Consider the following 25,112-nt stretch of genomic DNA (forward strand, 5'->3'; position numbering starts at 1 on the left):
AAGCATCCCTCGCGTTACTTGTTAGCTTCTAAAACCTCATTCATTTCCTCTGCGGCTGCATCAAGAGTTTCCTGAACATCACTTTGATTCACGCATATTTCAGAAATAGCTGTTAAAACAATATTGGAGCATTCTGTAAACTGCGGCGGTGCACTTACAGGTTTATAAATATCAGTATTGGAATCCACATAAAACAGTTTATTATTTTCCGGAATTCCAAGTTCAGAAATTTTTTGTTCTGCCAGAGAATGCAGTGCCGGGATATTTCCAACGGATAAATATTCTCCTTCAAATTCAGCCTGTGACATCCATGCCGCCAGATTCTTAGCTTCTTCAATGTGTTTGGAATTCTTTAAGGTGAAGATTCCATCAACACCACCAATCTGCTGATTTTCACTGAATGATGGCAAGTACTGTATGGTAACGTCAGAAAAATCATCTGCTACATAATTGGCTGTTGGCCATCTTCCATAAGAAGCCATTGCAACCTGGCCATTGATAATCTGCGCAATAGGACTTACATTTTCCTCTGGAATTGGTGCATATCCATATTTATAGATAAGATCCTGCCAAAGCTGAAAAACTTCTACAGATTCCGGTGAATTAATAGTACTTTCCGTAAAATCATCGTTCATATAAGAGGCACCATTATTATACAGCCACGCCTCTGCACAGAAATATTCTCCGTATGGTACTGCAACAGCATACTGTTTTACACCGTCTTTTTCAATGGTTAATTTCTCACAATAGGAAAGGAATTCATCTTTATCCCAATCCTCACCTGGAGCCTCCAGACCTGCTTCCTGTAAACGATCTGTATTGATATGCATAACTACATTATTAAAAGAAAATGGAAATGCATAAGTTTTTCCTTCATCATCCTTAAATACCTCCTGGAAGGAAGGGCTGGTATCATCTAAAATTTCTTTTGCAACATCCGGATTCGCTTCAATCCAGTCATCTATAGACTCTGCAATTCCCATATTTAAAAATTTGGACACACCCTCAATTGCCAGGATTGCACAGTCAACTTCGTCACCACCTCCAACCATAGTCTGAAGTTTCGTACAGTACTCTCCCCAATTTCCTGCGATAAACATGGTTTCTACTTTCACTCCAGTTTCTTCTGTATATTTTTCAAGTAGTTTATCCAAAGAAGCTTTTGTCGTACCATCTCCGCACATTGCCAATGTTAAAGTTACATCGGAATCAGCCATTACCGGCACCACGTAGCTGGAACTTACCAGACCTGCTGTCATACACATACATAATAAGGTTTTTACTACACGTTTTTTCATCTTCTTCCCTCCTGTGGTTTTCGTTTTCCAAACGGACATGCCGCCTGTCTGCGGCATCAGAATGAACGTATTTGAAAGGCCTTTGCATACTTCACTTGATGGATTTATCATATCTTCTTTATAACGAAAAGTAAATGTACTATTGTTTGTATGCTTGTAATATTATCGTCTTTTAAACTTATATTCTTTTTATTTTCTAATTAATCATGTATAATATCTTTAAAATAAGTTATTTCTTAGTGCGAGGTATAATATGAACAAATTTTCTATATATTCCATTCGTTTTAAATATTTTATTACAACTGCTTTTTTGATCATTATCTCAATTTGCACCTTTTTCTTTATTGCAAAACAAACTACATTAAACACTTCTCTGGAGCAGAAAAGAACCCAGGACTTATCTACTTTAAATAACTTTTCAGCCTCCGTACAGTCCTACATGTCTTCAATTGAAGCTATTGGACAAATAGTTTCTAAAGATTCTAATGTATGTACTTTTTTAGACACTGCCCTAAAAGAATCGGAATACAAAGGAAAAGAATTTTACAAACAGTTGGACAATCAGGCGCTTTTGGATTCTTACACTAATTCACTTAGTCCCATCCTTGCATTATCCGTAATGGATCCTGAATTTTTCTTTGTAGGGGAAAAAAAGCTTAACCTGGATCGTTTAAATTATTTTTTTAATTCAACTACTATGAAACCTGTTGCTATGAATCCAACAATGCTCTACTGGACAAAAACATTTTCATTGGAATTGTTAAAGGAGCACTCTGTTCACAAAGTATTTGCCCTGACAGTTCCAACATACGATTCTGATAATACTTTGCTTGGATACGTGGTATTATTTGTTGAAAACATCTTTCTTAATGACTTACTCCAAACATATACAAATGACATTTATGTTATCGAAGGTGACAACATTATTGGAGCAACAAAAGAGCTTCCTCTAAATGCAAATCTGTTTTCCGAAATGAAAATCAGCTATGCACGCCTCTTGGAGGACAGCAGTGTCATACTGCAGACTTCCGATGATTATACGATCATAACAACAAGATTTTTTTCACCCCTGGATATTCATTTGCTTCTGGTATCCTCTTATCAGGATCTGAAAAACAATCTGACAATTCATTTTCCCCCCATGATTACTTTTGTAATATATGGAATTCTGCTTGCTTTGCTGATTGCTTTTGTATTTTCCAGACTTCAGACCAAACATATTCTGGAACTAAAGAAAATCATGAATCTCAATAAACAAGGTAATCTTACAGTACGTTTTCAGCCAAAAACAAGAGATGAAATTGCAGAATTAGGTCTTACTTTTAACTCTCTTCTCGATCGCATCCAACAGCTTATGCTGGAACAAAAGCAACACCAAAGAAGTAAGAGAAGGCTTGAATTGCAAATGATCCAAGAACAGGTAAAGCCCCATTTTTTGTACAATGTTCTTGAGATGATCAACAGCATGATTCGCTGCAATATGCAACAGGAAGCTATGGCAACAGTTGAACATCTGGCCTGTTTTTACCGAATTTCACTTAGTCACGGTTCCGGCATTATTTCAATTCAGCAGGAATTTGATTTGATAGAAAATTATTTATGCCTGCAAAAATTAAGATATATTGAATTTATGGACTATGTCCTGGCTTTCAGCCCAAATATACGAAAATACAAAGTTCCAAAACTGACCCTGCAGCCTCTTATTGAAAACTCCATTTATCATGGAATAAAAGAAAAAGACGGAAAAGGAATCATTTGTGTCAGTGGCTATTTTGAAAATGGATTTATTATAATTGAGGTATTTGATACCGGAATTGGAATTTCACCAGAAAAATTAAAAGAACTTCGTCAGTCCTTATCAGAGTCAACGGATGACAGTGACTGCCATTTTGGCATTAGTAGTGTTATAAAACGTCTGAATCTGCACTATAATGGACAAGCCTCCATTACCATAGGCAGTCAGCAAAATCAATTTACCTGCGTTACTTTATCATTTCCCGCTATTGAATATTATGAAAAAGGAGAAACAGGAATATGCTGAAAATTTTTATAATTGATGATGAATATTTTGAAAGACAATCTTTAATACGCAATATAAACTGGAGTTCTCTGGACATAAAAGTTTCCGGAGAAGCTAATAATGGACTTTCTGCATTCGAAACCATCAGCAAAGAGGCTCCGGATATTGCAATTGTCGACATTAATATGCCAAAAATGAATGGATTGGATCTAATTTCCCTCTTAAATGAAAACAACATCTCCTGTAAATATATTATTCTTACAGGATACGATGAGTTTGAATATGCACAAAAAGCAATTAAACTTAATGTTTTTGACTACATTTTAAAACCAATTAATTACGAAAACCTTGAAAAATGTTTAAGAAATCTATCCGCACAAATTTATTCTGAAAGACAACAGACTTTGCAATACACAGCAATTCAAAATGAAAACAGACAGCTTCGACTTGAACGATACTATAATGATCTTATAAACTGTAATTTTAGTTCATCAGCTGAATCTGATCTTTATGCTATAGAAGCAGAAGCTTCTCCTTTGGCCATTTTTGCAAATTATCGGGTAGCTGTATGCGCGTTAACTGATTTTAACAGTATCGTACAATTAAATGCCCTGAAAGAACACCTTCAAAACTTATATACAAATCAATCTATTGTAATTTGCCAGGACTTGCAGCAACGCTTATTTTTTATTTTTTCGGATGATAACTTGCAAACAGATCTTTCTGCTTTTATTGATTCCTTTTATACCCTTATAAGTTCTCAAGGACTTCCTTGCATGTTTGGGATTGGATCTTCCTATTCACAAATCCAGAAGATTTATTTATCTTATAATGAAGCTTGTATTGCTTCACAAAACTGCATGATTCGCAATACAAATATTCTATTTTATAATGAAATACATCGTCCTTTGGTTCAGGTATTTGATGCCAAAAAGAAAAATATTATCTGCTCTCTCATTGGGAATCAAAGCCTCAATAAAATAGAGAACTTTTTTTCTTCTCTATACAATGATTTCTGCCATCAAAAGCTTCCATGGGATATTATCCTTTTACATACCATAGAACTGGTTAATATTCTCTCGGAAACTCTGAACAGACAAACGAAACTGTCTGTTTCATTTTTTCAAGAAGAAAATATTCTTAGTATGTTGAATCAGAAAAAAAATATAGCAGAATTACAGGACTGGATCACCAATTTGTACATAACTTCTATCAACCGTTTTCTTGCTTCTCCCCAATATTCCAACGTCACCCGTTGTGTAGAAGCATACATTGAAAAAAACTATTCTGATTCAGAATTATCCATTAACACAATATCAAAAGCATTATTTTTAAATTACAGTTATCTTTGCTATTGCTTTAAACGTGATAAAAATACTACCATTAATGAATATCTTACACAATTTCGAATCAATAAAGCAATTGAACTTCTGAAAAATAAAACAGAAAATATCACCTATGTTGCAGAAAAAACCGGGTTTACAAGTGCAAGTTATTTCAGCAAACAATTTAAAAAAATTACTGGTATCACCCCCAGTGAATATTCTAAGAAATCGCATTACTTAAAATAACCTAGAAATTCCCCACAATTTTACAAAGTACTCCATAATATCACCTTTTTTCATATTTCAAGCTTTTATATAATGATGTCAAAGTCAGAAAACTTTATCATTCACCAATATACAAAAGGAGGTTTTTATGAAGTATATCTCAAAGAAAGCATCTCAAATTTCTTTCCCTTTAGGTGGAATTGGAACAGGTTGTATTGGCCTTTCCGGTAACGGAAGCCTCATTGATGTAGAAATAAAAAATCGCCCTAACAAGAACTCAACTGCCGAATTTACCCATTTTGCAGTGAAGGCGGAAACTGAGCATGAAGTGCTGGATGCCCGCGTTTTGCAGGGAGATTATCCCAAAGATTACATCGGCTGCACGGAGAGACCTTTATATACTGGCTATGGTTTTGGACCGGACAGAGGTACTATGGCCGGTTTTCCTCATTTTGAAAAGGTAACTTTTAAAGGTGAATTTCCAATAGCACAGCTTCAGTTTAAACATGCCCATTTTCCCGGAGAAATTACCATGGAGGCCTTTAATCCTTTTATTCCAACTAATGAAGATGACAGTTCCATACCAGCTGCATTTTTTAAAGTACAGATAAAAAATACAACTGAAAAAGCTATTGATTATACCCTGGCACTTTCCTGCAATAATTATTATTGCCGTACCAATACATTACACTATTATGAAGAGCAAGATAGCATAAAACTTATTCATCTTTCAAACACCAATGACCGCAACACCACTGAATATGGGGATCTGACAATCGCTACTATCTGCCCCGATGTTAGTTATCAAAATTACTGGTTCCGAGGAAGATGGTTTGACAATTCTTCTGTCTTCTGGCAGGAATTTACTTCACCAGGGAAACTGCCTACACGTAATTATGAAAATTCCAGGCAAAATCCAGATTCCAATGATACTTCTGATATTGCCACACTTGCTGCACACATAAAAATACAGCCTTCCAAAATAGGTACAGTCTTCTTTGTGCTTTCCTGGTCTAATCCATATATAAATAATCACTGGAAAATCACTCATCTTGGTCTGACAGAAGAAGAAATTGAATTCAGAAGAAAGCAAAAATGGCTAAACTACTATGCTACAATTTTTAAGGACTCCAAAGAAAGTGCTATATATTCCCTAAAAAATTTTGACCGGCTTTACCAGAATACTCTTCTGTATAAAAAAGCATTGTTTTCCTCTTCCTTACCTGCCGTTGTAATTGACGCCATTTCTGCCAATATAGCTGTATTAAAATCCCCCACTTGTCTTCGGCTTAGTGACGGATCTTTCTACGCATTTGAAGGTGTTCATGCACATATGGGATCCTGTGAGGGAACCTGTACCCATGTATGGTCCTATGCATATGCGCTTGCTTTTCTCTTCCCACGGCTGGAACGTTCGGCGAGAACAAATGAATATAAATATTCCATGCAAAAGGACGGAGGAATGGGATTCCGGCTTCAGTTGCCGCTCGGAATTGGACCTACGAATCATCGTCCTGCTGCTGATGGACAATTTGGGACTATTTTACGCGTATATCGGGAATTTCTGATTTCAGGAGATTTAAACTGGCTGAAATCCATCTGGTCACAAGTAAAGCAGAGCCTGGAATTTGCCTGGAGTACGCAAAACACCGATTTGTGGGATCCAGATAAAACCGGTATTTTAACCGGCCGTCAGCACCATACTTTGGATATGGAACTTTTTGGACCTAACTCCTGGTTAAGCAGTATGTATCTAGCAGCCTTGAAAGCCTGTGTTGTCATGGCCGAAATTCTTGGCGAGCCAGAATGTGCAAAAGAATATAATAAAATATTTGAACGTGGAAAAAAAGAGTTGAATCAGACTTTATTTAATGGAGAATATTTCTGTCAGAATATTGACTTAACCCATAAAGAGCTTCTGGCCAGGTTTAACAGTGGATTTTCCGATCATGGGGCAGATGCTGTTGCCAGCTACTGGAATGACGAAATAGGTGAAATCAAATATCAGATTGGAAATGGCTGCTCTGTTGATCAGCTTCTTGGACAATGGCATGCTGATTTGCTACATCTGGGAGAAATCTTTGAGCCCTCAAAACTGGAATCTTCCCTCAAATCCATCTATAAATATAATTTTATTCCCAATCTGCGGGAACATGTAAATCCCTGTAGAATATATGGCTTAAATAGTGAACAAGGAACCATTATCTGTTCTTACCCGCCAAATCGTGCTAAGCCAAAAATTCCTGTTCCGTACGCAGAAGAAACTATGCATGGATACGAATATCAGGCAGCCAGCCATATGATCATGCACCGACATGAAAAAGAAGGTTTAACTTGTGTAGCGGCGGTAAGAAGCCGCTATGACGGAAAAAAGCGCAATCCATGGAACGAAATGGAATGCGGAAGCAACTATGCCCGTTCGCTGTCCAGCTACGCACTTCTTCTGGCTTACAGCGGATTTATTTTTGATCTGTACCATCATAAAATAGGATTCCATCCCCTAATTACAGAGAATTATTCCTTTTTCTGGTCGGTTGATTCCGGATTTGGAACCATTTCAAAGAAAAATGGCAAATTTCTATTAAAAGTACTCTATGGATATCTTGATTTAAAAGAACTTGAGCTTGATTTGTCGGAAATTAAAGAAATAAAATTAAATAAAAAGCTACTCGAATTTACTATTTCAAACGGAATAATCGTCTTGAGTAAAGTTATTCGCGTTGACGCGAACCATACATTAAGAATTAAAGAAACTTTCATAGAATGAGGAGCTGGCGCGCAACAGTCCCTTTCTTGCTATAAATATCCTTTATAAGTACTGGCTGAATTCAATCTTCTTTCTCTCCATTACATGTTATAATACAACACTTATATTGTGGATTTTGCGCAAAACTTCACACCCAAAAGGTATCATAAGATCAGACCGATACATAATAAACTTCATCCAAGTGAAAGCCTTAAATATATCGCATCATCTTATGATACCTCAAAAATTATTTTGCAAACGGACATGTTGCCTACTAGCAGCATCACCATATATGAGAAAGTCAGCTATTCCGCATCTGTAGAACTTCTACAGTTACCATCCGGTCTTTCATCGTAAACTATCACTTCAGCCCGGTAGTCACCTTACAATTTGTAACCTTCAGGCTTCCCTCAGATGCAAAAAGCGATAAGCTTTCCCCTGGTCTCTTGTATGCGCGTGCATTCAAAGCCACACCATCCACATAAATAGTAGCAATTGTATCATCCACGATCATACGAATGTTATATTTCTTTCCAGGGATCAGATCAATTGGTCTTTCCAGTCCGATGTTCTGATTTGCAGGCCATGGCCAGTTCGGTTTCTTCTCGAATACATAACGATTCTCTGTAGTATTAAATACAAACTGGTAAGATTCTGCTTTGTCCTCGTCCTCATAAAATCTCACGCCAAATGTTCTTGTGCCTTCAGAAAATTCCACATCTGCTTCGAATTTGAAAATGTCACCGGTATTTCTTCCAACAACTACTTCTGAACTCTTAGTTGGTGTATCGATAGCGAAATCATCCTTCTTTTCCTCTTTGTCAAAAGCATTCCATACTGTTTCCGGAATTCTTACACCAAGAGTGCCATCCTCTTTCTGGTATACCTCATGCGCCATGAAGGTTCCTGCCCAGATGAAGTTTTCGTCATCATCATCTTTGTCTTTCGTTGCAACCCATCCAAACAGAATTCTCTGTCCATTCAGTTCAAAAGTACGTCCTGCATAATAAGCTCTGCCGTCAAATGCATCATCCTTCGGTGCGATCCATGGACCATTCAGGCTCTTGCTCATACGGTAAACCATTTTGCTTCTGTCACTGTATTCTGTCACAATATGATACCACCAGTCACCGATTTTAAACAGGTCTGGCATTTCATGCATGGTATAAAGGTCCGGCGCCCAGAAATCGCCTTCGAACTTCCAGTTTTTCAGATCCTTGGAAGTAAATTTAACAGTTCTACCGGTCTGTCTTGTTTTCGGTCCCTGCAGTCTTGCTCCAAGAATCAGTAAGTACTGATCATTTTCCTCATCACGGATCACCCACGGATCTCTCCAGTCATCTGGATCATAACCTTCCTGTGGGGTAAAGGTAAGAGCATCCTGAGTTTTGTGCCAGGTAACCAGATCATCACTATATGCATGCATCAGTACCTGAGACGGTTTTCCAAGAGCTGGATAATCACGGTTGTAACCAGTGTAGAAAATATGATACTGTCCTTCTGCTTCAAAAACGCTTCCTGCGAAAATAAACTGATCCTGCTCTTCGTCAGTTCCTCTTGGAATTGCCACACCACAGTCTTCGTAGTGAACAAAATCCGAGGTTGTTGCTAAATCCCAGCCAAATGGCTCTCCAAATGGTCCCGGTTTTCTGGTATCTCTCTGATGATATAAATAGAATTTATCCCCATGTCCAAATGGCATACAATCGCCGAACCAGGTTTCCGGAAACTGATAGTATAATTTCTGCATAATAATATATTCTCCTTTTCTTTACAGGCATATATCTGCCCTTAATCTGCAAATTTTATTTAAATACTCATCCCTTCACAGCACCGGCTGTCATACCTGCAAGCATCTTCTTGCTGCTGAAGAAATAGAAAATAAATACTGGGAGTACTGTAACTGTTATTGCCGCAAAGGTTGCGCCCCAGTCAGTCAGTCCCATACTTCCCACGAAGTCATTCAGACCCAGTGTAATTGTTTTCATATCTGTTGATCTTGTAAATGTATAAGCATTGATATATTCATTCCAGCAGAAAACAGCCTGCATGGTAGCTACGGTAATGATAGAGTTCAAGGACATTGGAACTACCATTTTGAAAAAGCAGCCCATTGGAGAACATCCGTCAATAATAGCAGCTTCCAGCATTTCCTCAGGGAAGAACTTGTTAAAGGAATAAAACAGCTGGATAGAATAGGATAATGAAAATGCAATCTGAGGTATAATAATTGCCGGATATGTATTGATCAGTCCCATTTTATTAAAAATAGTGAACAAGGGAATCAAGGCAACCTGCATAGGAAGCATTAATCCAAGCAGGAAATAGTTCAGGATTACTTTTCTTCCTTTGAATTTAATTTTACTGAGTGCAAATCCAGCCATCAGTGCAAATAAAAGCAAAGGAACTAATACACCGATTAAAACGATAATACTGTTTTTAAAATAAGTGGGCATATGACTCTTGGTAAAAACATTAATAAAGTTTGTTAATACCCACTTAGATGGAAGTGCATATGCCGGAAGCTTTCTAAAATCATCTAGGGATTTAAAACTGGAGGTAAATACATAGAAGAAAGGGTACACCTGCATAATGACCAGGAGTAACGCAATGATCCATTTAATAATGCCCGGAATGGAAATTTTTTTCTTTTTCATTCGTCTTCCCCCTGTTCTGAAAATTTACGGAACAATAATCCTACTACCATACAAATGATTACGATCATAATGGCTACGGCACTTCCGTATCCATACTTCATACTGCTGAATGCCTGTTTGTACATGTAAGTTGTCATAAGCTCGGAAGCATTTCCAGGTCCGCCATGTGTCAGCAGGTATGAGAATTCAAAAGATCTTAAGGATCCATTTAATACCAGAAGGCAGTTGGCAATGATAACCGGCTTAATGTACGGAATTTTTACATACAGATATTCCTGCCATACTGCTGCTCCGTCAATCAGTGCTGCCTCGCCCAGTTCGTCCGGTACACCAATCAGTGCTGCATAGAAAATAACCATATACAGTCCAAGATATTTATAAGCCTCTACAAATGCTGCCACGTACAGAGAAACCTGAGGATTTGAGATCCATTCCATAAACTTAAATGAAGGATTCACAAATGATAAAATCTGATTCACGATTCCAATTGGAGTTACAGAAAACAGCTTTGTAAAAATCTGACAGATTGCAACGGATGAAATTACGACCGGGATGTAATATAAAGTCTGTAAAGCAACTCTGCCTTTTTTGATTCTGGAAAGAAGGATTGCAAACAACAAACCTCCAAATACCTGAATTGCCACATTGATAATGGTATAAATGATCGTATGCCATATCGTAGAACGGAACACCGTATCCTGTGTTAAAAGCTCTGCATAGTTTTTAAATCCCACATAGATTTTTTCACCTACACCACTCCAGTCAAAAAAGCTGTAATAGCCTGCCCATACAATGGACACAATAACAAATGCAGTATAGATAAGGAATGCAGGAAAAAGGAACATAAAAATTACTGATTTTTTTCCAAACGCTTTCTGCATGTGACTCCCTCCTTTCTTTAAAAGAGACTGACGATTAATCCGCCAGTCTCATTCCTGCATGTTCAAAATCCTTTATTTAACAAAAGAATCACAGGTTTCAATAAATTCATCTGGTGTAGTAATTCCCTGCGCCAGTTTCTGCTGCTCATCAACGATCTTAGTCAGCACATCAGAATCAAGTTTATCATCCCAGGAAGTCCATGCTGTTTCCGCATTTTCGAACATTGGCTGAACATCGTAGAATAACTGAGGAAGTCCTTCTGGAATTGTTTCATCACTAAATGGTGAAAAAATCTGTACCTGATTGTAGCATGCATCAGAATAATTCTCGCACATGTAGTCAAAGAATTCCTGCATGGTATCATCATATGTAGCCTTGTTGAATGCTTCTGCGAATCCTGCATGAATAGGCACGTTTGTAGACATATTGTCCATTCCTTCTGTATCCGGTACCGGGAAGAAACCAAGCTGACCATTATCATACATTTCTTCTGCCATGCTAAACTGTCCGGAACCAGTATAGAAAATCGCTCCTGTACCACCGAAGAACAGGTTACTTGCGGATGTGAAGTCTACGCTTGCAAATCCGGGCTCAAAATATCCTTTTGTTCCAAGATCAGAAAGAAGATTTACAGCATATTTCGCAGACTCGTTTTCACTAAAGGAATCTGTTCCTGCCTGATATCCCTGGATAAATTCAGGACCTGTTACTCTCCATGGAGAGAAGGAAAGATATCTCATAAGCTGCCATGCATCGGATCCTCCTACAATTACCGGAATCTCGCCCATATCTGCGATTTTCTGACAATCCTCTTCAAACTCTTTCCAGGTCGTTGGTGCTTCAGTAATTCCAGCATCTTCAAAGATGTCTTTTCTATACATAAAATACTCACAATAGAGTGCCTGTGGGAATAAATACAGATTTCCATCATCTGCATCGGTAAGGAAATCACGAAGTGCTCCGTTTAATTTATCCGCATATCCGTTTCTTTCCAGTTCCGCACCTACATCAACCAGTGCATCAATATCCTTGCAGGCTGCAGAAAGTGTTCCATTCGGGCATCCAAAGATATCCGGAAGTGTATCACTGTTGATGTACATCTGCAGTTTTGTGAAGTAATCCTGCTGATCGTTTACAAGCTCAATTTCGTAGTCCAGACCTTTCTCTTCGCAGAAGTTTTTTAGCAGATAATCAAAAGTCAGAAACTGCTCTGTCGATTCCGTTCCTTTTAACAGTGCAGTGATTTTTGTTCTCTCGCTGTCTGCTGAAGCTGTCATAGCTCCCATTCCTGTCATAAGACCAGCTGTCATAGCTGCTGTCAATGCAAGAGATACCATTTTTCTCATTTTTTTCATTTTCCTTTTCCTCCTTTTATTTTAGGTTTCCTCGCTTTTGATGATTTTATTTTACCTTCTGGTGCTTCTATAAACAATTGGAAATAAACGTAAAAATGGGAGATTTGTACACAGTTTCCTTTTGTGCACAAATCTCCCATTAGCTTTAGATATGCTTACGAAATTCATTTGGGGTGATACCATATCGCTTTTTAAATACCTTGATGTAGTATCCGAAATCCTTATATCCTATCATTTCTGCTATTTCATATTGCTTATAACGATCATCTGCGATTAACTGCTCCACATGCTTAAAACGAACATCTGTCAGATATTCCAGAAAGCTTTTTCCTGCATATTTCTTCAGAAGCCGGCTAATATAGGTTCGGCTGATATGAAACTTCTCTGTAAGATCATCCATTGAAATATCCTCAGCATAATTTTTCTCAATATACGATAAAATGCTCTGAACCAGCTTCCTGTTCCGCTCATCTGAGCCTTCGGTATTCTGCTTGATCAATGTTCCAAACAGATTAAACATACAAAACAGAACTTCTTCTGTAGTTTCACACTGAGAAATACGTTTTACTCCATCCTGCAAAACAGAAAAATTCCAGTTTTTATTATGTATTTCACTGTCTACTGCACAGGTGTATGGAAACTTCATGCATCCAAACAGCAGATCCATTGCTGCAAATTTAACAGCCGCTCCATCTTCCGGTGCTTCTGCAAAAATCTGACGCAATTCATCTTCCGCTTTTTCGAAGCTCTCCTGAAACAGAGTCATCATAAAATGCATTCTTTCTCCCGGCGTAATTACAAAATCCTTCTGTTCCTCATATTGCAGGTCTTCATATTTCAGAATAATGTTTGTGCCAAGATAAATACACTGTCTGCAGGCTTTCTGGGCTTTTCGGTATTGGGCATTTGCCTGGTACTCATCTTCTGAAATATCACTGATTCCAAAATTCATATATGCCTTCAGATACCGTTCCACTTCTTCCTGAATTTTTCCACAAGCCTGAAGTGCCCGTTCCATACATTTCTGATTTTCTTCCGCTTCTGCAAACAGAAGGATAAAATTATACTCAGCTGTAGCAGTGTTATAATCACTTAATACCTGTATGTTGTAATTATTGAAAATTTCTTCAAAAATATTGATACAGGCAAATTCTTCAATCCATTTATCACCTTCGTGAAGCCGTTTTTCCCCGACTATTTTTCTTCCAACACATACAATATATTTCTCAATGGTCAGTTTAAGGGATTTCGCCTGCTCCTGCACCACACCTTTTCCCTGGATCCTTCCATAGAGAAGATTCCCTGCAAATTTAGATCGCAGTTCCGGTACAGACTGATTAAAATATTTCTGTAAATCCCGAACCTCCTGCTGTTCATCTTTTTTTGCATGTATCTCTTCTGCAAGCCGGGCTGCCATATTTTTTAATTCCTCATAGTCAATTGGCTTCAGCAGATATTCCTTCACACCAATAGTGATTGCTTTTTGAGCATAGGCAAAGCTGTCGTAACCTGTCAGAATTACAATAACCGTATCCGGATACATCTCGTGAGCCCGCTCCGCAAAATCCAGTCCATCCATTCCGGGCATCCGAACATCTGTAAGAATCAGATCCGGTTTTATATGCTCCAGCTTTTCCAGTCCTTCCAGACCATTTTTTGCAGTAGCTGCTACCTGATATCCATAATCAGACCAGGGAAAAGAGCACAAGCCATCCAGAATAATATACTCATCATCCAATATCATTACCTGAAGTTCCATCTTCCATAATCTCCTTCGCTTTTTTCAACGGAATTTCCACCACTACCAGAGTTCCCTTTTCTTGTTCCGATGTGATTGTCATTTTAGCTTTTCCGTGATATACATATTCCAGACGTTTTTGTACTGCATAAATTCCCAAATTTGTATGTGTTCTTTCTGCCTTATGTTCTGGTTCTTCCTCCATTTTCATAAGGGCTTCCAGCTTTTCTGCCGACATTCCCACACCGTCATCCTTTACCTTGAATACAGCCATATCATCCTGGATTTCTCCTGAAATGTAGAGAAAACAATCCCAGGTAGCATTTTCAACTCCGTGAACAACTGCGTTTTCAACCAAAGTCTGAATCACCATCTTAGGAATTTCCAATTCATTCAGTGCTTCATCTACCTCCATATACGAAGTAAATTTATCTCCATATCTGGTTTCCTGAATAAAAAGATAATCTTCAATGTATTTCATTTCCTCTTTCACGCGTACCATACTTCGTTTGTTGCTGATACTTGCTCTCATAAGATTGCTGATTGCAGTTACCATCCGGCAGATATTTTCTTCCCCTTTTTTTCTTGCCATCCAGTTGATCGTATCCAGTACATTATAAAGAAAATGTGGATTGATCTGTGCCTGCAATGCCTGAAATTCCATATCTTTATTTACCATTTCCATCTCAACAATCTGCTTCAACAGCTTTTCAATCTTTTCAATGGTCTGGTTGAAAACAGAATTCATCTCTCCGATTTCATCAGTTCGCTCTTCCGGAAGACGCACTGAGAAATCTCCTTTGGCAAATTTTTTCATAGCATTACTGGTTTGTTCAATAGGTCCAGTAATTCCACGCGCCATAATGTTTGCAAGAAAAACACACAGTAGAATGCTGATTCCGATTAACAGCGCAGTGGTTTTTTCCAGTTCCCGCGCCGTTTTCTGCAAAAAACTGGTAGGAATCATTCCCACAACTGTAAGTCCCGTATCAGAGCTTGTCTGATAAACGAGGTTGTAAGCTTTCCCATCCAGATTAAGCCGGAGGTTTCCAGAATTTCCATTAATCTGATCCACCCATTTCTGATCCTTCAAATCTGTATTTTCCCCAGCACTTTCCAACAGAATATTTTTGTCCTGGCCCAGTAAAAATATATGGGCAGACAAGGACTCCTGTGCTGTAAGCGTCATTTTCTTCAGATAGCTGATTTTTATAGAAGCCCGCAAAACTCCAAGAGGCTCCATAGTCAATACATCTTTTATCTGCTTTGCCACATAGATTAGTTTTTCGTCCGCTGCATTATAGTAAACACAGCGTCCATTTGCATTTTCAGCCATTGTACAGGAAATCTCGGAGCTTTCTTCATTGATACCTCTGTCATTGGAAAGAAGATGGTTTGCACCATTGTATCCATACAGCTGAATATCATTTATATATATGCTTGTGTAGCCTTGCAACAGCAGCCTTCTAATCTGACCAGCCCTTGAATAATAAGAATATAGCTCGGAGCCATCAGATTTATATGGTTTATCTGACTCCAGTTCCTCCTGCACGATACTATTATTTGCGATATACTCAAATGAATTTTCCACCATATCGAAATAATGATCCAGATTAACAGACAGCTCATTAATCACTCCTGCCGACTGTTTCACAGTCTGCTCTGTTACGATTTCAGATGCAGACATAAACTGGAAAAAGCTGGCTGCCAAAAGCACAACCAATGTAATGCCTAGTGTACAATACAGATATTTTCTCTGAATCGAAAGATTCAGAAACCATTTTTTTAACTGTTTCATTTTTCCATCCACCTTATAAAAGCCGGTACATTGTTTCAGGCAATGTACCGGCTTCCTGTTATAAATATCCTTTATAAGTACTGACTGAATTCAACCTTCTCTTTGTTCGGACCTTCAATAGTGAAAAACTTTACTCCATTTTCCCAGAATGGTAAAAAATGAATACTGTCCTGTGTGGTATTCAAACCAGCCTGGTTAATGTACTGATAAATTTCTTCTATATCCTTAACATCGAGTGCAACATGATCAATTGCTCCAGCCCGAAGAACTGCTGCATGATTCTCATATGTTTCTACAATCAGAGTTCCAAGCTTCAGAAATACAACCTTCTCGTCCGCCTCTTCATTAACTGTTTCAAAAGCTGTTTCAAAACCCAGTTTATGGTAAAAATCTACAGTTTTATCAATATCGTTCGTTGGAATTCCAATGTGCTGGACACCTGTTGAATAGTTTTTCAAATCCATTTCAATCTCCTCCTTTGTAATGAACAAGCAACAGCTTTTTTACAATATACGCACAAGTTTTCTTGTTTATCAAGATTTACGCTTGTTCAAAATCCAAAATCCTCATAATCCTCTGGCAGAAATCTATGATAAATAAAGTGGAATCCCTCATCTTTAAAGCAGTAATAATACGCGTCATCTGCCTTACCCAGAAAACGGATATAGAAATCAAATTCTCCATTGTCCAGTTCCCGACACTCTGTTTTTTCCCAGTAAGAAGCAAACAGGTCAAGTAATTTCACTTTCGTACATTCATGCTTCTGAACCAGTTCAATGAGTACTTTAATAAATTCATTCTCTTTCATATTCTCATGTACATAGACACTTCCTGGCTCCGGTATATAAAAGCAGAATCTGTCCCCTTTATGAGACACCCTCACTTCTCCCAGTTTGGAAGTCAATTCTTCCGGCAGGTTCTGGAGACGGGCTGCCATTTCATCTGCGCTGTCCTGTGCCAGGAAGAAATGATTCAGGGAAGACAGCGGATAATATAAGTGAATCTTCTCCTCCTTAAAACCCAGCTTAGCCTGTTCTTCCTTTATTACATCTATTAAACTGTTTTCCAGCTTCTCAAATCCAGTCATAAATTCTCCTACTTCCACTTAAGATCAGCCTTACATCCCATTCTTTCTGCCGAATGCTTCCGCTGCTTTGTAAAGCGGACGCTCTAGATCCGCTTCGTTACTTGCTCATGAACGCAGTCGCTTCGCGATCTGTCAGTTAACAATTTTATTCTATTACGAGTATTTTCTTTTCTTTTTTATAACAAAAATCACAATTATACAATACTTCGTTTCAGCTTTTCATATTCTATCATACTTCCAGGTTCGCCGCAACTTACTTTTTCACTTTATAAACCACATACTCATGACTGAAATGATACCCCAGTTTCTCTGCCAGTCTTACTGACATTTTGTTGGCTGCATCCCAGTTTGGATAAAGCCCGCGTTTGTCACACTCCAGAAGCAGCCGCGCCGCTCCGATATATGCAAGACCTTTTCTCCGGTAGTCCTCACGGGTTACTACCTCAATTTCAATTCCACCATAACAGCCAAGATTCTCGTCACTTATTCTGCCATAACCAGAATAAGAGGAAATTCCGGCGACTACTTCCCCGTCCTTTAAAATACAAACGCCAAGTCCATACTCTCTGTATTGACTATAGCTTTCGTAATTTGCTGTCAGATCCTTACTCCACTGTGTATCTCTGCAAATTTCAAAAAGCTCCTGATCGATCAGTCTCATCTCATACTCTCCTGGCAAACTCTGTGCTACCTTCTGAAGCTGCTTTAAATCAAAAATCCCAGGTTCCTTTTTGATTGCATAACGAAGTGCTTTCTCTGCCTTCTCCCCGTAACACTCCACGATTATCCGCGCCCAGTCAGCATTTTGAGGCACCAGAATCACTTCCTCTGATGCACTGTTTGTCAAAGCTCCGGAAATGATCTCTGATTCCGGTTTTCCACTTAGGAAGCAGAAATCCCCAAGCATAACAACACCACTCTCCGGTTTTTCCAGAGAATCCACATATATTTTCCCCATCACTCCCTGCAATGCGGACCAGACCACACTATCCTGCCAGCCTGCAAAAAGAGCACTGGCTCTCCATGTTTCTTTTAATTCATAAATCATATTCATCCCCCTTACGTAAATCAGGCGAGAGACCTTTGCCCCTCGCCATTCTTGCTTAATTCAATTATCCAAACGAACATGTCGGTGACATCACCATATATGAAAGTCAGCTGTTCCACGCCTACCAAACGCTTTAGAGCGTGTTTGAAAAAAGCTCTACGGTTCTATATATTTATCATTTGAAAAAGTGTACCCATTCTTATATTTCACCGTTAAATAGAATGTTTCTTTTCCATCTGTAACCTTTACAAAACACACATTATTATCATCAAATTTGTCGGTAATGTCAATACTCTGATTGTGAAAATAAACCCATACGCTTCCATCATCTTTATATTCTACATCCGGGGAATTAATTTCTTCCATAAGTTCTTCCGCTGTAAGGGCGCGCTGAGTTCCGTCAGCATCAATAGATACTCCACCGCCACCGGTCTGCTGAAGTGTGCCATCCTCATTATAGTATTCCATGGTATAAGTACCGTCATTGGAAACATCTAAGGTCGCCTGCGTCTGATCGCCATGGAGCCATATCTGAACCGTGCGCTGGATACCTCCAACATTCGCTGCATATGCAGTACCTGTTCCTCCAAGGATAATACAGCCTACAATCACTGCAGCTGCAGTTTTCATTTTTGTTCTTTTCTGTAATTTTGCCATATTTTCAACCTCCTGTAATGAGCCCTTTGAAGTCTGCAATACGGAAAAAGCTTTTTTATATTTTTCACCATTCGTCATTTTCCCATTCCTCCTTTAAAGAATCCTTAAGCAAGGCTCTTCCCCTGGAAAGCCGAACCTTTACATTGCTTTCTGAAAGCTTCAGGATTTCGGCTATTTCCCTGACGAGATAATCTTCGTAATAAAACAAGTGAATCACAATGCGGTACTTGTCCGGAAGCTTCATTACCTCTTCAAACAAATCTCTTGACTGGGAATCTGGAAAAGAAAGAGTTTCCATATAATCCTCCAGAGAGCATTTATTTTTCTTCCAGAAAGTCCTGTTAATATTTTTCGCCTTATTGATAACCACACGAAGGAGCCATGCCCGGATGTGCTGCTCATTTTCAAATTCTTTTCTACTGGTGTAATACTGAACAAACGTCTCCTGAACAGCATCCTCCGCATCCATCTGATTCTGACAGATATTAAACGCTGCGGTGAAAAGATTGTTCTGGTAGAGCTGGATCAGCTGTTGAACTGGTTGTCTCATGAGAACTCCTCTGGCTGCTGATCAGTATGAAAAGCAGCGGTCTGTTATTTTCTTGTATCGGGTACCTTCACTAATTATACAAATAAAGAGGGAGAAAGGTTACAAAAAATTTTAACTTTTCACATCCAATGAATTATGCTAAAATACAGCCAAAACATACTTTAAGGGGGCTTTTTCATGGAATTTCAGACACTTATTGAGAACAGAAGATCTGTGCGTAAGTACAGTTCCCATACAAACGTTACCAAAGAGCAGATACAGCAGCTTGTACAGGTCGCTTTGGAAGCGCCATCATGGAAGAATACAGAAACCGGTCGTTATTACTGTGTTTTATCCGAGGATATGAGTCAGAAGCTTCGTAAAGAATGCCTGTGTTACGCGAATAACGATGTAAAAACTGAGCATGCAGCTTTGATTGTCACTACCTTCGTACATAACCGTGCCGGTTTCCAGACAGACGGCACTCCGGATAATGAGATTGGAAATGGATGGGGCTGTTATGACCTTGGTCTTCAGAATGAAAACCTGATTCTGAAAGCTACAGAGCTTGGTCTTTCCACTCTGATCATGGGACTTCGGGATGGGAATAAAATTCGCGAAATGCTTTCTATTCCGGAAAGTGAAACCATTGTTTCCGTTATCGCTGTAGGAAAAGCCGATGAGGAGCCCAACCGTCCGAGACGCAGAGAGTTGGAGGATGTATTGAAATTCTACTAATCTCTATTTTGACAGCTATATAATCCGACTTCACGAACCTAAAATGTCAGAAAACCCACGAGATTATCACTTTAATCTCTTTTTGGATTTTCTGACATTTTTACTTACATTTCTTTACTCTGTCACTTCAACTTTTTGAAACAAACCATCCTTAGACAAATCCATCCAATCCAGACAAATCTCTCTGAATGCACCTCTGTCCCAACCATCTACTCCTTCTGGAAGTGAATGGGAAAAGCGGTGATACGCAATCAGATATCTTCCCGTTTTCGGATCTTTTATCATGCCATGATGACCAGTCCCCAGAATATTTTTCTCAGTATTTTTATGTAAAATCGTTCCAAGAACCTTTACCGGACCTGTTGGTGAATCTGAAATTCCATAATTCACATGATAATCCTCACTTCTTGTATCATCGCATGACCATGTAAAATGGTACTTTCCCTGCTCATAAACTGCCATAAATGCCTCTCGGCAGTCAGCCTCTCCCTCATAAATAATATTTTTCATACTTCCTGAAACAATAGTGCGCATGTCATCTTCCAGTTCCATTACCGCTGGTGTTTTGGAATTTCCAAAGTAAAGATAGTTTCTGCCATCATGATCTGTTAAAACATACGGATCAATAACCTGATCCAAAGTTACTCCATTTTCCAGCTTTTCCATAGATAAAAACGGTTCTTCCACAGACAGATTTTCAAAAGGACCATATGGATGCTCTGCAACTGCTACACCTATATTTTTTTCAGCGCAATAATAAAGATAATATTTTCCGTTTTTATATCCCACTGTAGGTGCCCAAGCAAAGTCCTTTGCCCACTTTGAATTCCATGTTATATTAAAAATTTCTCCATGATCAGTCCAGTCCTTCAGATTATCTGAAGAAAAGCATTTAAAAGAAGCACCATGCCATTTATTTCCATCCGTAGTTGGATAAATATAATAACGTCCTTCAAAATAGCGAATATCTGGATCAGCATAATATCCTGAAATAATTGGATTACTCATATTTTCTCTCCTTTTAAAGCTCGATTTCATAGTTGCCGCCCTTCCAGACAGCTTTCTTTTCTCCATAGACAAAGTCTGCATTCGCGGCTCCCGGCAGTTCTGCACTAAATAAAACCTTATTTCCATTTTTCTTCCAATTTAATTTAATTTCCCCCCATACAGTCATATAAGTCATTTCTGCATGAGTCATATTCTTTGGAATAAATGGCTTAATTTCTAAATGCACACCGCCATCTTTCTTTGGCTCCACTTTTCTTAAGCCACAGATTCCTTTTATAAACCATGGTCCCAGCGAACAAAGTGCAGGATGATTATGTGAATTCATTTCATTATGTACCAAATACTGCCATCTTTCCCATATAGTAGTTGCGCCCTTGGAAAGCATAAATTTCAGAGACGGATAATCTTCACGGCAAAAGAACTGATAAACAATATCATCTTTTTCAAGATCAGACAAACACTGATTGAGAATTCCAGATGTAAGGATTCCGGTTGGATACTGCACGGATCCTTTTGATTCAACCACCTGAAAAAGCATCTCCCGAATCACCTTTTCCCGAAATTTTTCCGGTACAATGTCAAATTCCAAAGCCATAGCACTTGGAGCAACAGCTAAGGTATCGCAGGTTCCATAATATCCGGTACCAAGTGGATTATCCATGCATTTGCCATAATATTCACGGTTAATCGCATCTTTCAGATCTATCAGTCTGTTTTTATACAATTCTTTTCCCTGTGTATCTTCCAACACATCGGCAAACAGGATCAGTGACTTATAAAAATCAGCTAGAAATGAATTGGCGATCATTAAATTGTTTGCAAATTCCAAAGCCAACCAATCATTATAAAAATCGTAAGGCAAAAGTCCATTTACCAGTGTAGACTGAAGGTATGCCTCATACTTTTGCAGAGTTGGGTAATTCTCTTCTACAAGTTCTTTGTCTCCTGTATACAGATAGGCATTTCGCAATGTCATATGATAGCCAACTTTCCAGATAAATGTATCTCTTGGCCATCCAGGTGCACCAGCCAAAGGCATGGAACCGTCCTTTTCCTGAGTATCCCGGATGTCATGAAACCATTTACGATAGAAATTAGTCAAATCAAAATGGAGCATTCCAAATTCAGAAGCCATACCTGCATCTGCCATCCATCCCTGACGCTCATCTCTCTGACAGCAATCGGTTGGAATAGAGTGCATATTACTGCGCATTGTCCATACCATTGCCTTAAAAATATTGTTAAAAGCTTCATCCGAGCAGGAAAACTCAGATATTTCCTGATTATCTGTATGTACAACTCTTCCGATAATCTGCTCTTCTTTTAATTCACCAGAAAGGCCAGTAATTTCAGCATAACGGAAACCATGATATGTAAATCTCGGTTCGTAATATTCTCCGCCTCCCTTGCAGGTATAAATATCTGTAGCCTTTGCAAATCGGAGATTTTCTACATTTAATGATCCATCTGGATAGAGTACTTCACCATGACGAATTTTTATAACCGTTCCCTCTTTTTCCTGTATAGAAAGACGTATCCAACCTGTAAAATTCTGTCCGAAATCAATAAGCCAGCAATCTTTCTGTTTCCAGATTTTTACTGGTTTCAACTCCTCTACCACACGAATTGCAGGTGTATAAGAATAAACAAGTTCCCCTAACGGCTCCTTCGCCAAATATGCATTTTTCCAATCTGCTGCATCAAAACCAGGAAGATTCCAGCCATCTTGTTCCTTTCTGGCATCATAATGCTCTCCGTCAAATACACTTGACATTTCAACAGGTGACATGCTGGTTTTCCAGGTTTCATCTGTTCCTATAATCACTTTTTTACCATTTTTAAATGTAAGATGCATCTCTGCAAACCCAACACACCGACCACGGTAAAAAGCCTCGCTGTAAACATCTTTTGCTCGCAGTTTTTCATCTAAAGGCCAATGTCCTCCCACCCATAATCCAAGAACATTTTCTCCATTTTTCAGCTGTTCTGTAACATTAACTGCCGTGTACTCTACTGTCTTTTCGTACACTGTATAAGACGGGAAAAGTACTCTGTCAGTAATCTTTTTTCCATTTATATAGCTTTCTACATATCCCAGACCTGTAAAATACAGAATCGCTTTTTCCGGTAATTCCTCATCTAACGCAAAGCTTTTCCGAAATACAGTTCCTCCGGTAATATACTGTGCTTTAAAATGATCCTGATCACTGATTCCCGTGGAAAATACTGCCTTTTCTTCTCCTGTTTCGCCATTTTCCAGCGTCCATCTTAAAATCCAATGATACTCTGAATTTTCCTTAAGTGGTTGGGGTAAAATATATTTTCTTTTCATTCCAGATACGATTTCACTGTCAAAAACAATATCATTTTCTTGCAAAATCTGAATCTGAAAGCTTTTCTGTGCTTCCATTTCACCAACCATTTTCCAAGACAATTCTGGTTGCAGCCTGTCAATCCCCACTGGATTTACCAAACCCTCACAATACAGTTTTCTCGCCATATTCCTCTCCTTTTTTAGTTTATATATATTTTTACTCTATTACATATTCTTTTTTCTGTATTCTCCAGGTGACATTCCAAAATATTTACTGAATACCCTGCTGAAGTAACTGGTTTCTTCAAATCCAGCTCTTTTTGCTATATCATCTATTTTTTCTTTTGAATTACTAAGCATCATCTCAGCCGCTTCCATTCTCACCTTCAAAATATAATCACTGTAATTAATCTCAAACTGTTTTTTAAAAAGACGGCTAATTTGATACTTACTGATAAAAAAATGCTTAGACAATGTAGTCAAAGAAATATCCTTTTCATAATTAGTATCAATATAATGACGAATTTTTCTAACTACATCTTCATCCATCTGTACATCCTTAGGCGGCAGATCCAAGCGCATACTTAACATTAATCTCAAAAACATGTTCTTTACCCCAGCTGCATCTACAGAACGAAAAGAATCCATCACAGCATTGCTTCTCAGCTTTTTCAATGTTTCTACAAAATCAGAATTCAATTGAATCAAAAAACCATAGCAAAAATCCTGAACATAATTCGGATGCACGTTTCCTCTTTTAAAAATAAAAAATAGCTTTTCTACTGCTTGTTTCATTTCCTGTATATTTCCGGTTTCAAAGCTTTTCTTCAGCTGTTCTGACAATTTCTCTGCTTCTGTTCCCTGATAATGAGTAAGATAACCACTCTCATAATAATAGGTCCCCGGATTATAAAAGCTCTGTCGCAAAGCCTCTATACTTTCTATAAATGCCTGTTGGAACTGTTCTTTTCCCAAATGAAATAACCCAAATCCAATCCTCATGTCCACATTTTTGTCTTTCTGCGAGTCGTAAAAGCATTCCCATTCCTTTTGATTTTTCACCTCATAAATCCGGATTTCCAGATCCTCTACATCTGCACTGCTGAGAAACTTTACAGATTGATAGCTATTTTTCTCCTCACTTTCAAACATAAACTTTGGAATATTTCCACTTTCACAACACACAATTCCATATCCCATTCTCTCCAGTTCTTCCGGTACATATTCTGTACCATCTGCTGTATCATCCATATATTTCTGAAAAGTTTGATAAATGCTTTTCTTCCGTATTTCCAAAATCTCACTGATATTTTGACCTAACACTTTTTTCACTTCCCGAATATCAATAGGTTTCAGAAGATATTCCCTAACTCCAAACTGCATACATCTTTTTGCATATTCAAATTCACTAAATGCACTCAGAATCATAACCCGATGTTCAAAAGTAAATTCCTGGAGTTTTTCCAACAGCCCCAAACCATCTAATACGGGCATGCGAATATCCAAAAGCATTAGTTCTGGCCACTCTTCCTTTATAATTCCCAATGCTTCTTCACCATTTCCAGCATGAAATACCTGTGTGATTCCAAGCTCTTCATAATTCAGCATACGATCAAAAAACATATGTACAGAATTCTGGTCATCTGTGATTAAAAGCTTCATAGCACTTACTCACCTTCTTTAACAT

General features: G+C 38.3%; 19 protein-coding genes. 4 read left to right on the plus strand and 15 right to left on the minus strand.

Annotated elements, in window-relative coordinates; translation table 11 throughout:
• Positions 1 to 14 precede the first annotated feature (14 nt).
• Positions 15 to 1,298, minus strand: coding sequence for a sugar ABC transporter substrate-binding protein (locus tag ABHC48_RS08015; protein WP_272066943.1), 1,284 nt, complete (start codon positions 1,296 to 1,298; stop codon positions 15 to 17).
• 253 nt (positions 1,299 to 1,551) lie between these two features.
• Here ABHC48_RS08015 and ABHC48_RS08020 point away from each other — a divergent pair, with 253 nt between their 5' ends.
• The 3 genes from ABHC48_RS08020 (at position 1,552) to ABHC48_RS08030 (ending at position 7,635) form a co-directional block, all read left to right on the plus strand.
• Entirely contained in the window at positions 1,552 to 3,339 is a 1,788-nt protein-coding gene (locus ABHC48_RS08020; RefSeq protein WP_272066944.1) for a sensor histidine kinase, read from the plus strand.
• Positions 3,333 to 4,889: a response regulator gene (locus ABHC48_RS08025; protein WP_272066945.1), complete on the plus strand. Its 1,557-nt coding sequence runs from the start codon at positions 3,333 to 3,335 to the stop codon at positions 4,887 to 4,889. The genes ABHC48_RS08020 and ABHC48_RS08025 overlap by 7 nt, the downstream gene beginning before the upstream one ends.
• A 127-nt stretch (positions 4,890 to 5,016) precedes the next feature.
• Positions 5,017 to 7,635: a GH116 family glycosyl-hydrolase gene (locus ABHC48_RS08030; protein WP_272066946.1), complete on the plus strand. Its 2,619-nt coding sequence runs from the start codon at positions 5,017 to 5,019 to the stop codon at positions 7,633 to 7,635.
• 340 nt (positions 7,636 to 7,975) lie between these two features.
• On the opposite strand, the gene ABHC48_RS08035 is transcribed toward ABHC48_RS08030, so the two are convergent.
• The 11 genes from ABHC48_RS08035 to ABHC48_RS08085 form a co-directional block, all read right to left on the minus strand.
• Complete coding sequence (locus tag ABHC48_RS08035; protein WP_272066947.1) at positions 7,976 to 9,364, minus strand: glycoside hydrolase family 32 protein; 1,389 nt, start codon at positions 9,362 to 9,364, stop codon at positions 7,976 to 7,978.
• A 67-nt stretch (positions 9,365 to 9,431) separates the two neighbouring features.
• Positions 9,432 to 10,271 (minus strand): carbohydrate ABC transporter permease, encoded by an 840-nt coding sequence (locus ABHC48_RS08040; RefSeq protein WP_226821386.1) that lies wholly within the window; start codon positions 10,269 to 10,271, stop codon positions 9,432 to 9,434.
• Positions 10,268 to 11,152: a sugar ABC transporter permease gene (locus tag ABHC48_RS08045; RefSeq protein WP_215660691.1), complete on the minus strand. Its 885-nt coding sequence runs from the start codon at positions 11,150 to 11,152 to the stop codon at positions 10,268 to 10,270. Before ABHC48_RS08045 ends, ABHC48_RS08040 begins: the two co-directional genes overlap by 4 nt.
• A gap of 72 nt (positions 11,153 to 11,224) precedes the next feature.
• On the minus strand, positions 11,225 to 12,508 hold the full coding sequence (locus tag ABHC48_RS08050; RefSeq protein WP_272066950.1) for an ABC transporter substrate-binding protein: 1,284 nt from the start codon (positions 12,506 to 12,508) through the stop codon (positions 11,225 to 11,227).
• Positions 12,509 to 12,653: 145 nt separating this feature from the next.
• Entirely contained in the window at positions 12,654 to 14,267 is a 1,614-nt protein-coding gene (locus ABHC48_RS08055) for a response regulator (protein ID WP_272066951.1), read from the minus strand.
• A complete protein-coding gene (locus ABHC48_RS08060) occupies positions 14,239 to 16,044 on the minus strand; it encodes a sensor histidine kinase (protein ID WP_272066952.1) in 1,806 nt (601 codons plus the stop codon). Before ABHC48_RS08060 ends, ABHC48_RS08055 begins: the two co-directional genes overlap by 29 nt.
• Before the next feature lie 71 nt (positions 16,045 to 16,115).
• On the minus strand, positions 16,116 to 16,508 hold the full coding sequence (locus ABHC48_RS08065) for a VOC family protein (protein ID WP_195589321.1): 393 nt from the start codon (positions 16,506 to 16,508) through the stop codon (positions 16,116 to 16,118).
• Between the two features lie 86 nt (positions 16,509 to 16,594).
• A complete protein-coding gene (locus ABHC48_RS08070) occupies positions 16,595 to 17,131 on the minus strand; it encodes a DUF3877 family protein (RefSeq protein WP_272066954.1) in 537 nt (178 codons plus the stop codon).
• A gap of 253 nt (positions 17,132 to 17,384) precedes the next feature.
• On the minus strand, positions 17,385 to 18,179 hold the full coding sequence (locus tag ABHC48_RS08075) for a GNAT family N-acetyltransferase (RefSeq protein WP_272066955.1): 795 nt from the start codon (positions 18,177 to 18,179) through the stop codon (positions 17,385 to 17,387).
• Positions 18,180 to 18,335: 156 nt separating this feature from the next.
• Positions 18,336 to 18,836, minus strand: coding sequence for a hypothetical protein (locus ABHC48_RS08080; RefSeq protein ID WP_272066956.1), 501 nt, complete (start codon positions 18,834 to 18,836; stop codon positions 18,336 to 18,338).
• Between the two features lie 64 nt (positions 18,837 to 18,900).
• Entirely contained in the window at positions 18,901 to 19,386 is a 486-nt protein-coding gene (locus ABHC48_RS08085; RefSeq protein WP_118577634.1) for a sigma-70 family RNA polymerase sigma factor, read from the minus strand.
• 177 nt (positions 19,387 to 19,563) lie between these two features.
• Between ABHC48_RS08085 and ABHC48_RS08090 the strand changes: the two genes are divergently transcribed.
• Entirely contained in the window at positions 19,564 to 20,103 is a 540-nt protein-coding gene (locus tag ABHC48_RS08090; protein WP_272066957.1) for a nitroreductase family protein, read from the plus strand.
• 114 nt (positions 20,104 to 20,217) lie between these two features.
• Here the strand turns inward: ABHC48_RS08090 and ABHC48_RS08095 are convergent, their stop codons facing one another.
• Genes ABHC48_RS08095 through ABHC48_RS08105 form a run of 3 tightly spaced genes read right to left on the minus strand, consistent with a single transcriptional unit; the run spans position 20,218 to position 25,087 of the window.
• Positions 20,218 to 21,111 carry a family 43 glycosylhydrolase gene (locus ABHC48_RS08095; protein WP_187565246.1) on the minus strand — a complete coding sequence of 298 codons (894 nt, stop codon included), beginning with the start codon at positions 21,109 to 21,111 and terminating at the stop codon, positions 20,218 to 20,220.
• 13 nt (positions 21,112 to 21,124) lie between these two features.
• Positions 21,125 to 23,611: an alpha-L-rhamnosidase gene (locus ABHC48_RS08100; RefSeq protein ID WP_272066958.1), complete on the minus strand. Its 2,487-nt coding sequence runs from the start codon at positions 23,609 to 23,611 to the stop codon at positions 21,125 to 21,127.
• Between the two features lie 39 nt (positions 23,612 to 23,650).
• A complete protein-coding gene (locus ABHC48_RS08105) occupies positions 23,651 to 25,087 on the minus strand; it encodes a response regulator (protein WP_272066959.1) in 1,437 nt (478 codons plus the stop codon).
• Positions 25,088 to 25,112 lie beyond the last annotated feature (25 nt).

The organism is Ruminococcus sp. 1001136sp1, assembly GCF_039841815.1.
GTDB classification, from domain to species: domain Bacteria; phylum Bacillota; class Clostridia; order Lachnospirales; family Lachnospiraceae; genus Blautia_A; species Blautia_A faecis.

Excerpts from the sequence above, each read along its gene's own strand:
- ABHC48_RS08080 (WP_272066956.1), bottom strand. The coding sequence starts at position 18,836 with ATGGCAAAATTACAGAAAAGAACAAAAATGAAAACTGCAGCTGCAGTG.
- ABHC48_RS08030 (WP_272066946.1), top strand. The coding sequence starts at position 5,017 with ATGAAGTATATCTCAAAGAAAGCATCTCAAATTTCTTTCCCTTTAGGT.
- ABHC48_RS08015 (WP_272066943.1), bottom strand. The coding sequence starts at position 1,298 with ATGAAAAAACGTGTAGTAAAAACCTTATTATGTATGTGTATGACAGCA.
- ABHC48_RS08025 (WP_272066945.1), top strand. The coding sequence starts at position 3,333 with ATGCTGAAAATTTTTATAATTGATGATGAATATTTTGAAAGACAATCT.
- ABHC48_RS08105 (WP_272066959.1), bottom strand. The coding sequence starts at position 25,087 with ATGAAGCTTTTAATCACAGATGACCAGAATTCTGTACATATGTTTTTT.
- ABHC48_RS08075 (WP_272066955.1), bottom strand. The coding sequence starts at position 18,179 with ATGATTTATGAATTAAAAGAAACATGGAGAGCCAGTGCTCTTTTTGCA.
- ABHC48_RS08095 (WP_187565246.1), bottom strand. The coding sequence starts at position 21,111 with ATGAGTAATCCAATTATTTCAGGATATTATGCTGATCCAGATATTCGC.
- ABHC48_RS08035 (WP_272066947.1), bottom strand. The coding sequence starts at position 9,364 with ATGCAGAAATTATACTATCAGTTTCCGGAAACCTGGTTCGGCGATTGT.
- ABHC48_RS08055 (WP_272066951.1), bottom strand. The coding sequence starts at position 14,267 with ATGGAACTTCAGGTAATGATATTGGATGATGAGTATATTATTCTGGAT.
- ABHC48_RS08020 (WP_272066944.1), top strand. The coding sequence starts at position 1,552 with ATGAACAAATTTTCTATATATTCCATTCGTTTTAAATATTTTATTACA.
- ABHC48_RS08100 (WP_272066958.1), bottom strand. The coding sequence starts at position 23,611 with ATGGCGAGAAAACTGTATTGTGAGGGTTTGGTAAATCCAGTGGGGATT.
- ABHC48_RS08060 (WP_272066952.1), bottom strand. The coding sequence starts at position 16,044 with ATGAAACAGTTAAAAAAATGGTTTCTGAATCTTTCGATTCAGAGAAAA.
- ABHC48_RS08050 (WP_272066950.1), bottom strand. The coding sequence starts at position 12,508 with ATGAAAAAAATGAGAAAAATGGTATCTCTTGCATTGACAGCAGCTATG.
- ABHC48_RS08040 (WP_226821386.1), bottom strand. The coding sequence starts at position 10,271 with ATGAAAAAGAAAAAAATTTCCATTCCGGGCATTATTAAATGGATCATT.
- ABHC48_RS08065 (WP_195589321.1), bottom strand. The coding sequence starts at position 16,508 with ATGGATTTGAAAAACTATTCAACAGGTGTCCAGCACATTGGAATTCCA.
- ABHC48_RS08070 (WP_272066954.1), bottom strand. The coding sequence starts at position 17,131 with ATGACTGGATTTGAGAAGCTGGAAAACAGTTTAATAGATGTAATAAAG.
- ABHC48_RS08085 (WP_118577634.1), bottom strand. The coding sequence starts at position 19,386 with ATGAGACAACCAGTTCAACAGCTGATCCAGCTCTACCAGAACAATCTT.
- ABHC48_RS08045 (WP_215660691.1), bottom strand. The coding sequence starts at position 11,152 with ATGCAGAAAGCGTTTGGAAAAAAATCAGTAATTTTTATGTTCCTTTTT.
- ABHC48_RS08090 (WP_272066957.1), top strand. The coding sequence starts at position 19,564 with ATGGAATTTCAGACACTTATTGAGAACAGAAGATCTGTGCGTAAGTAC.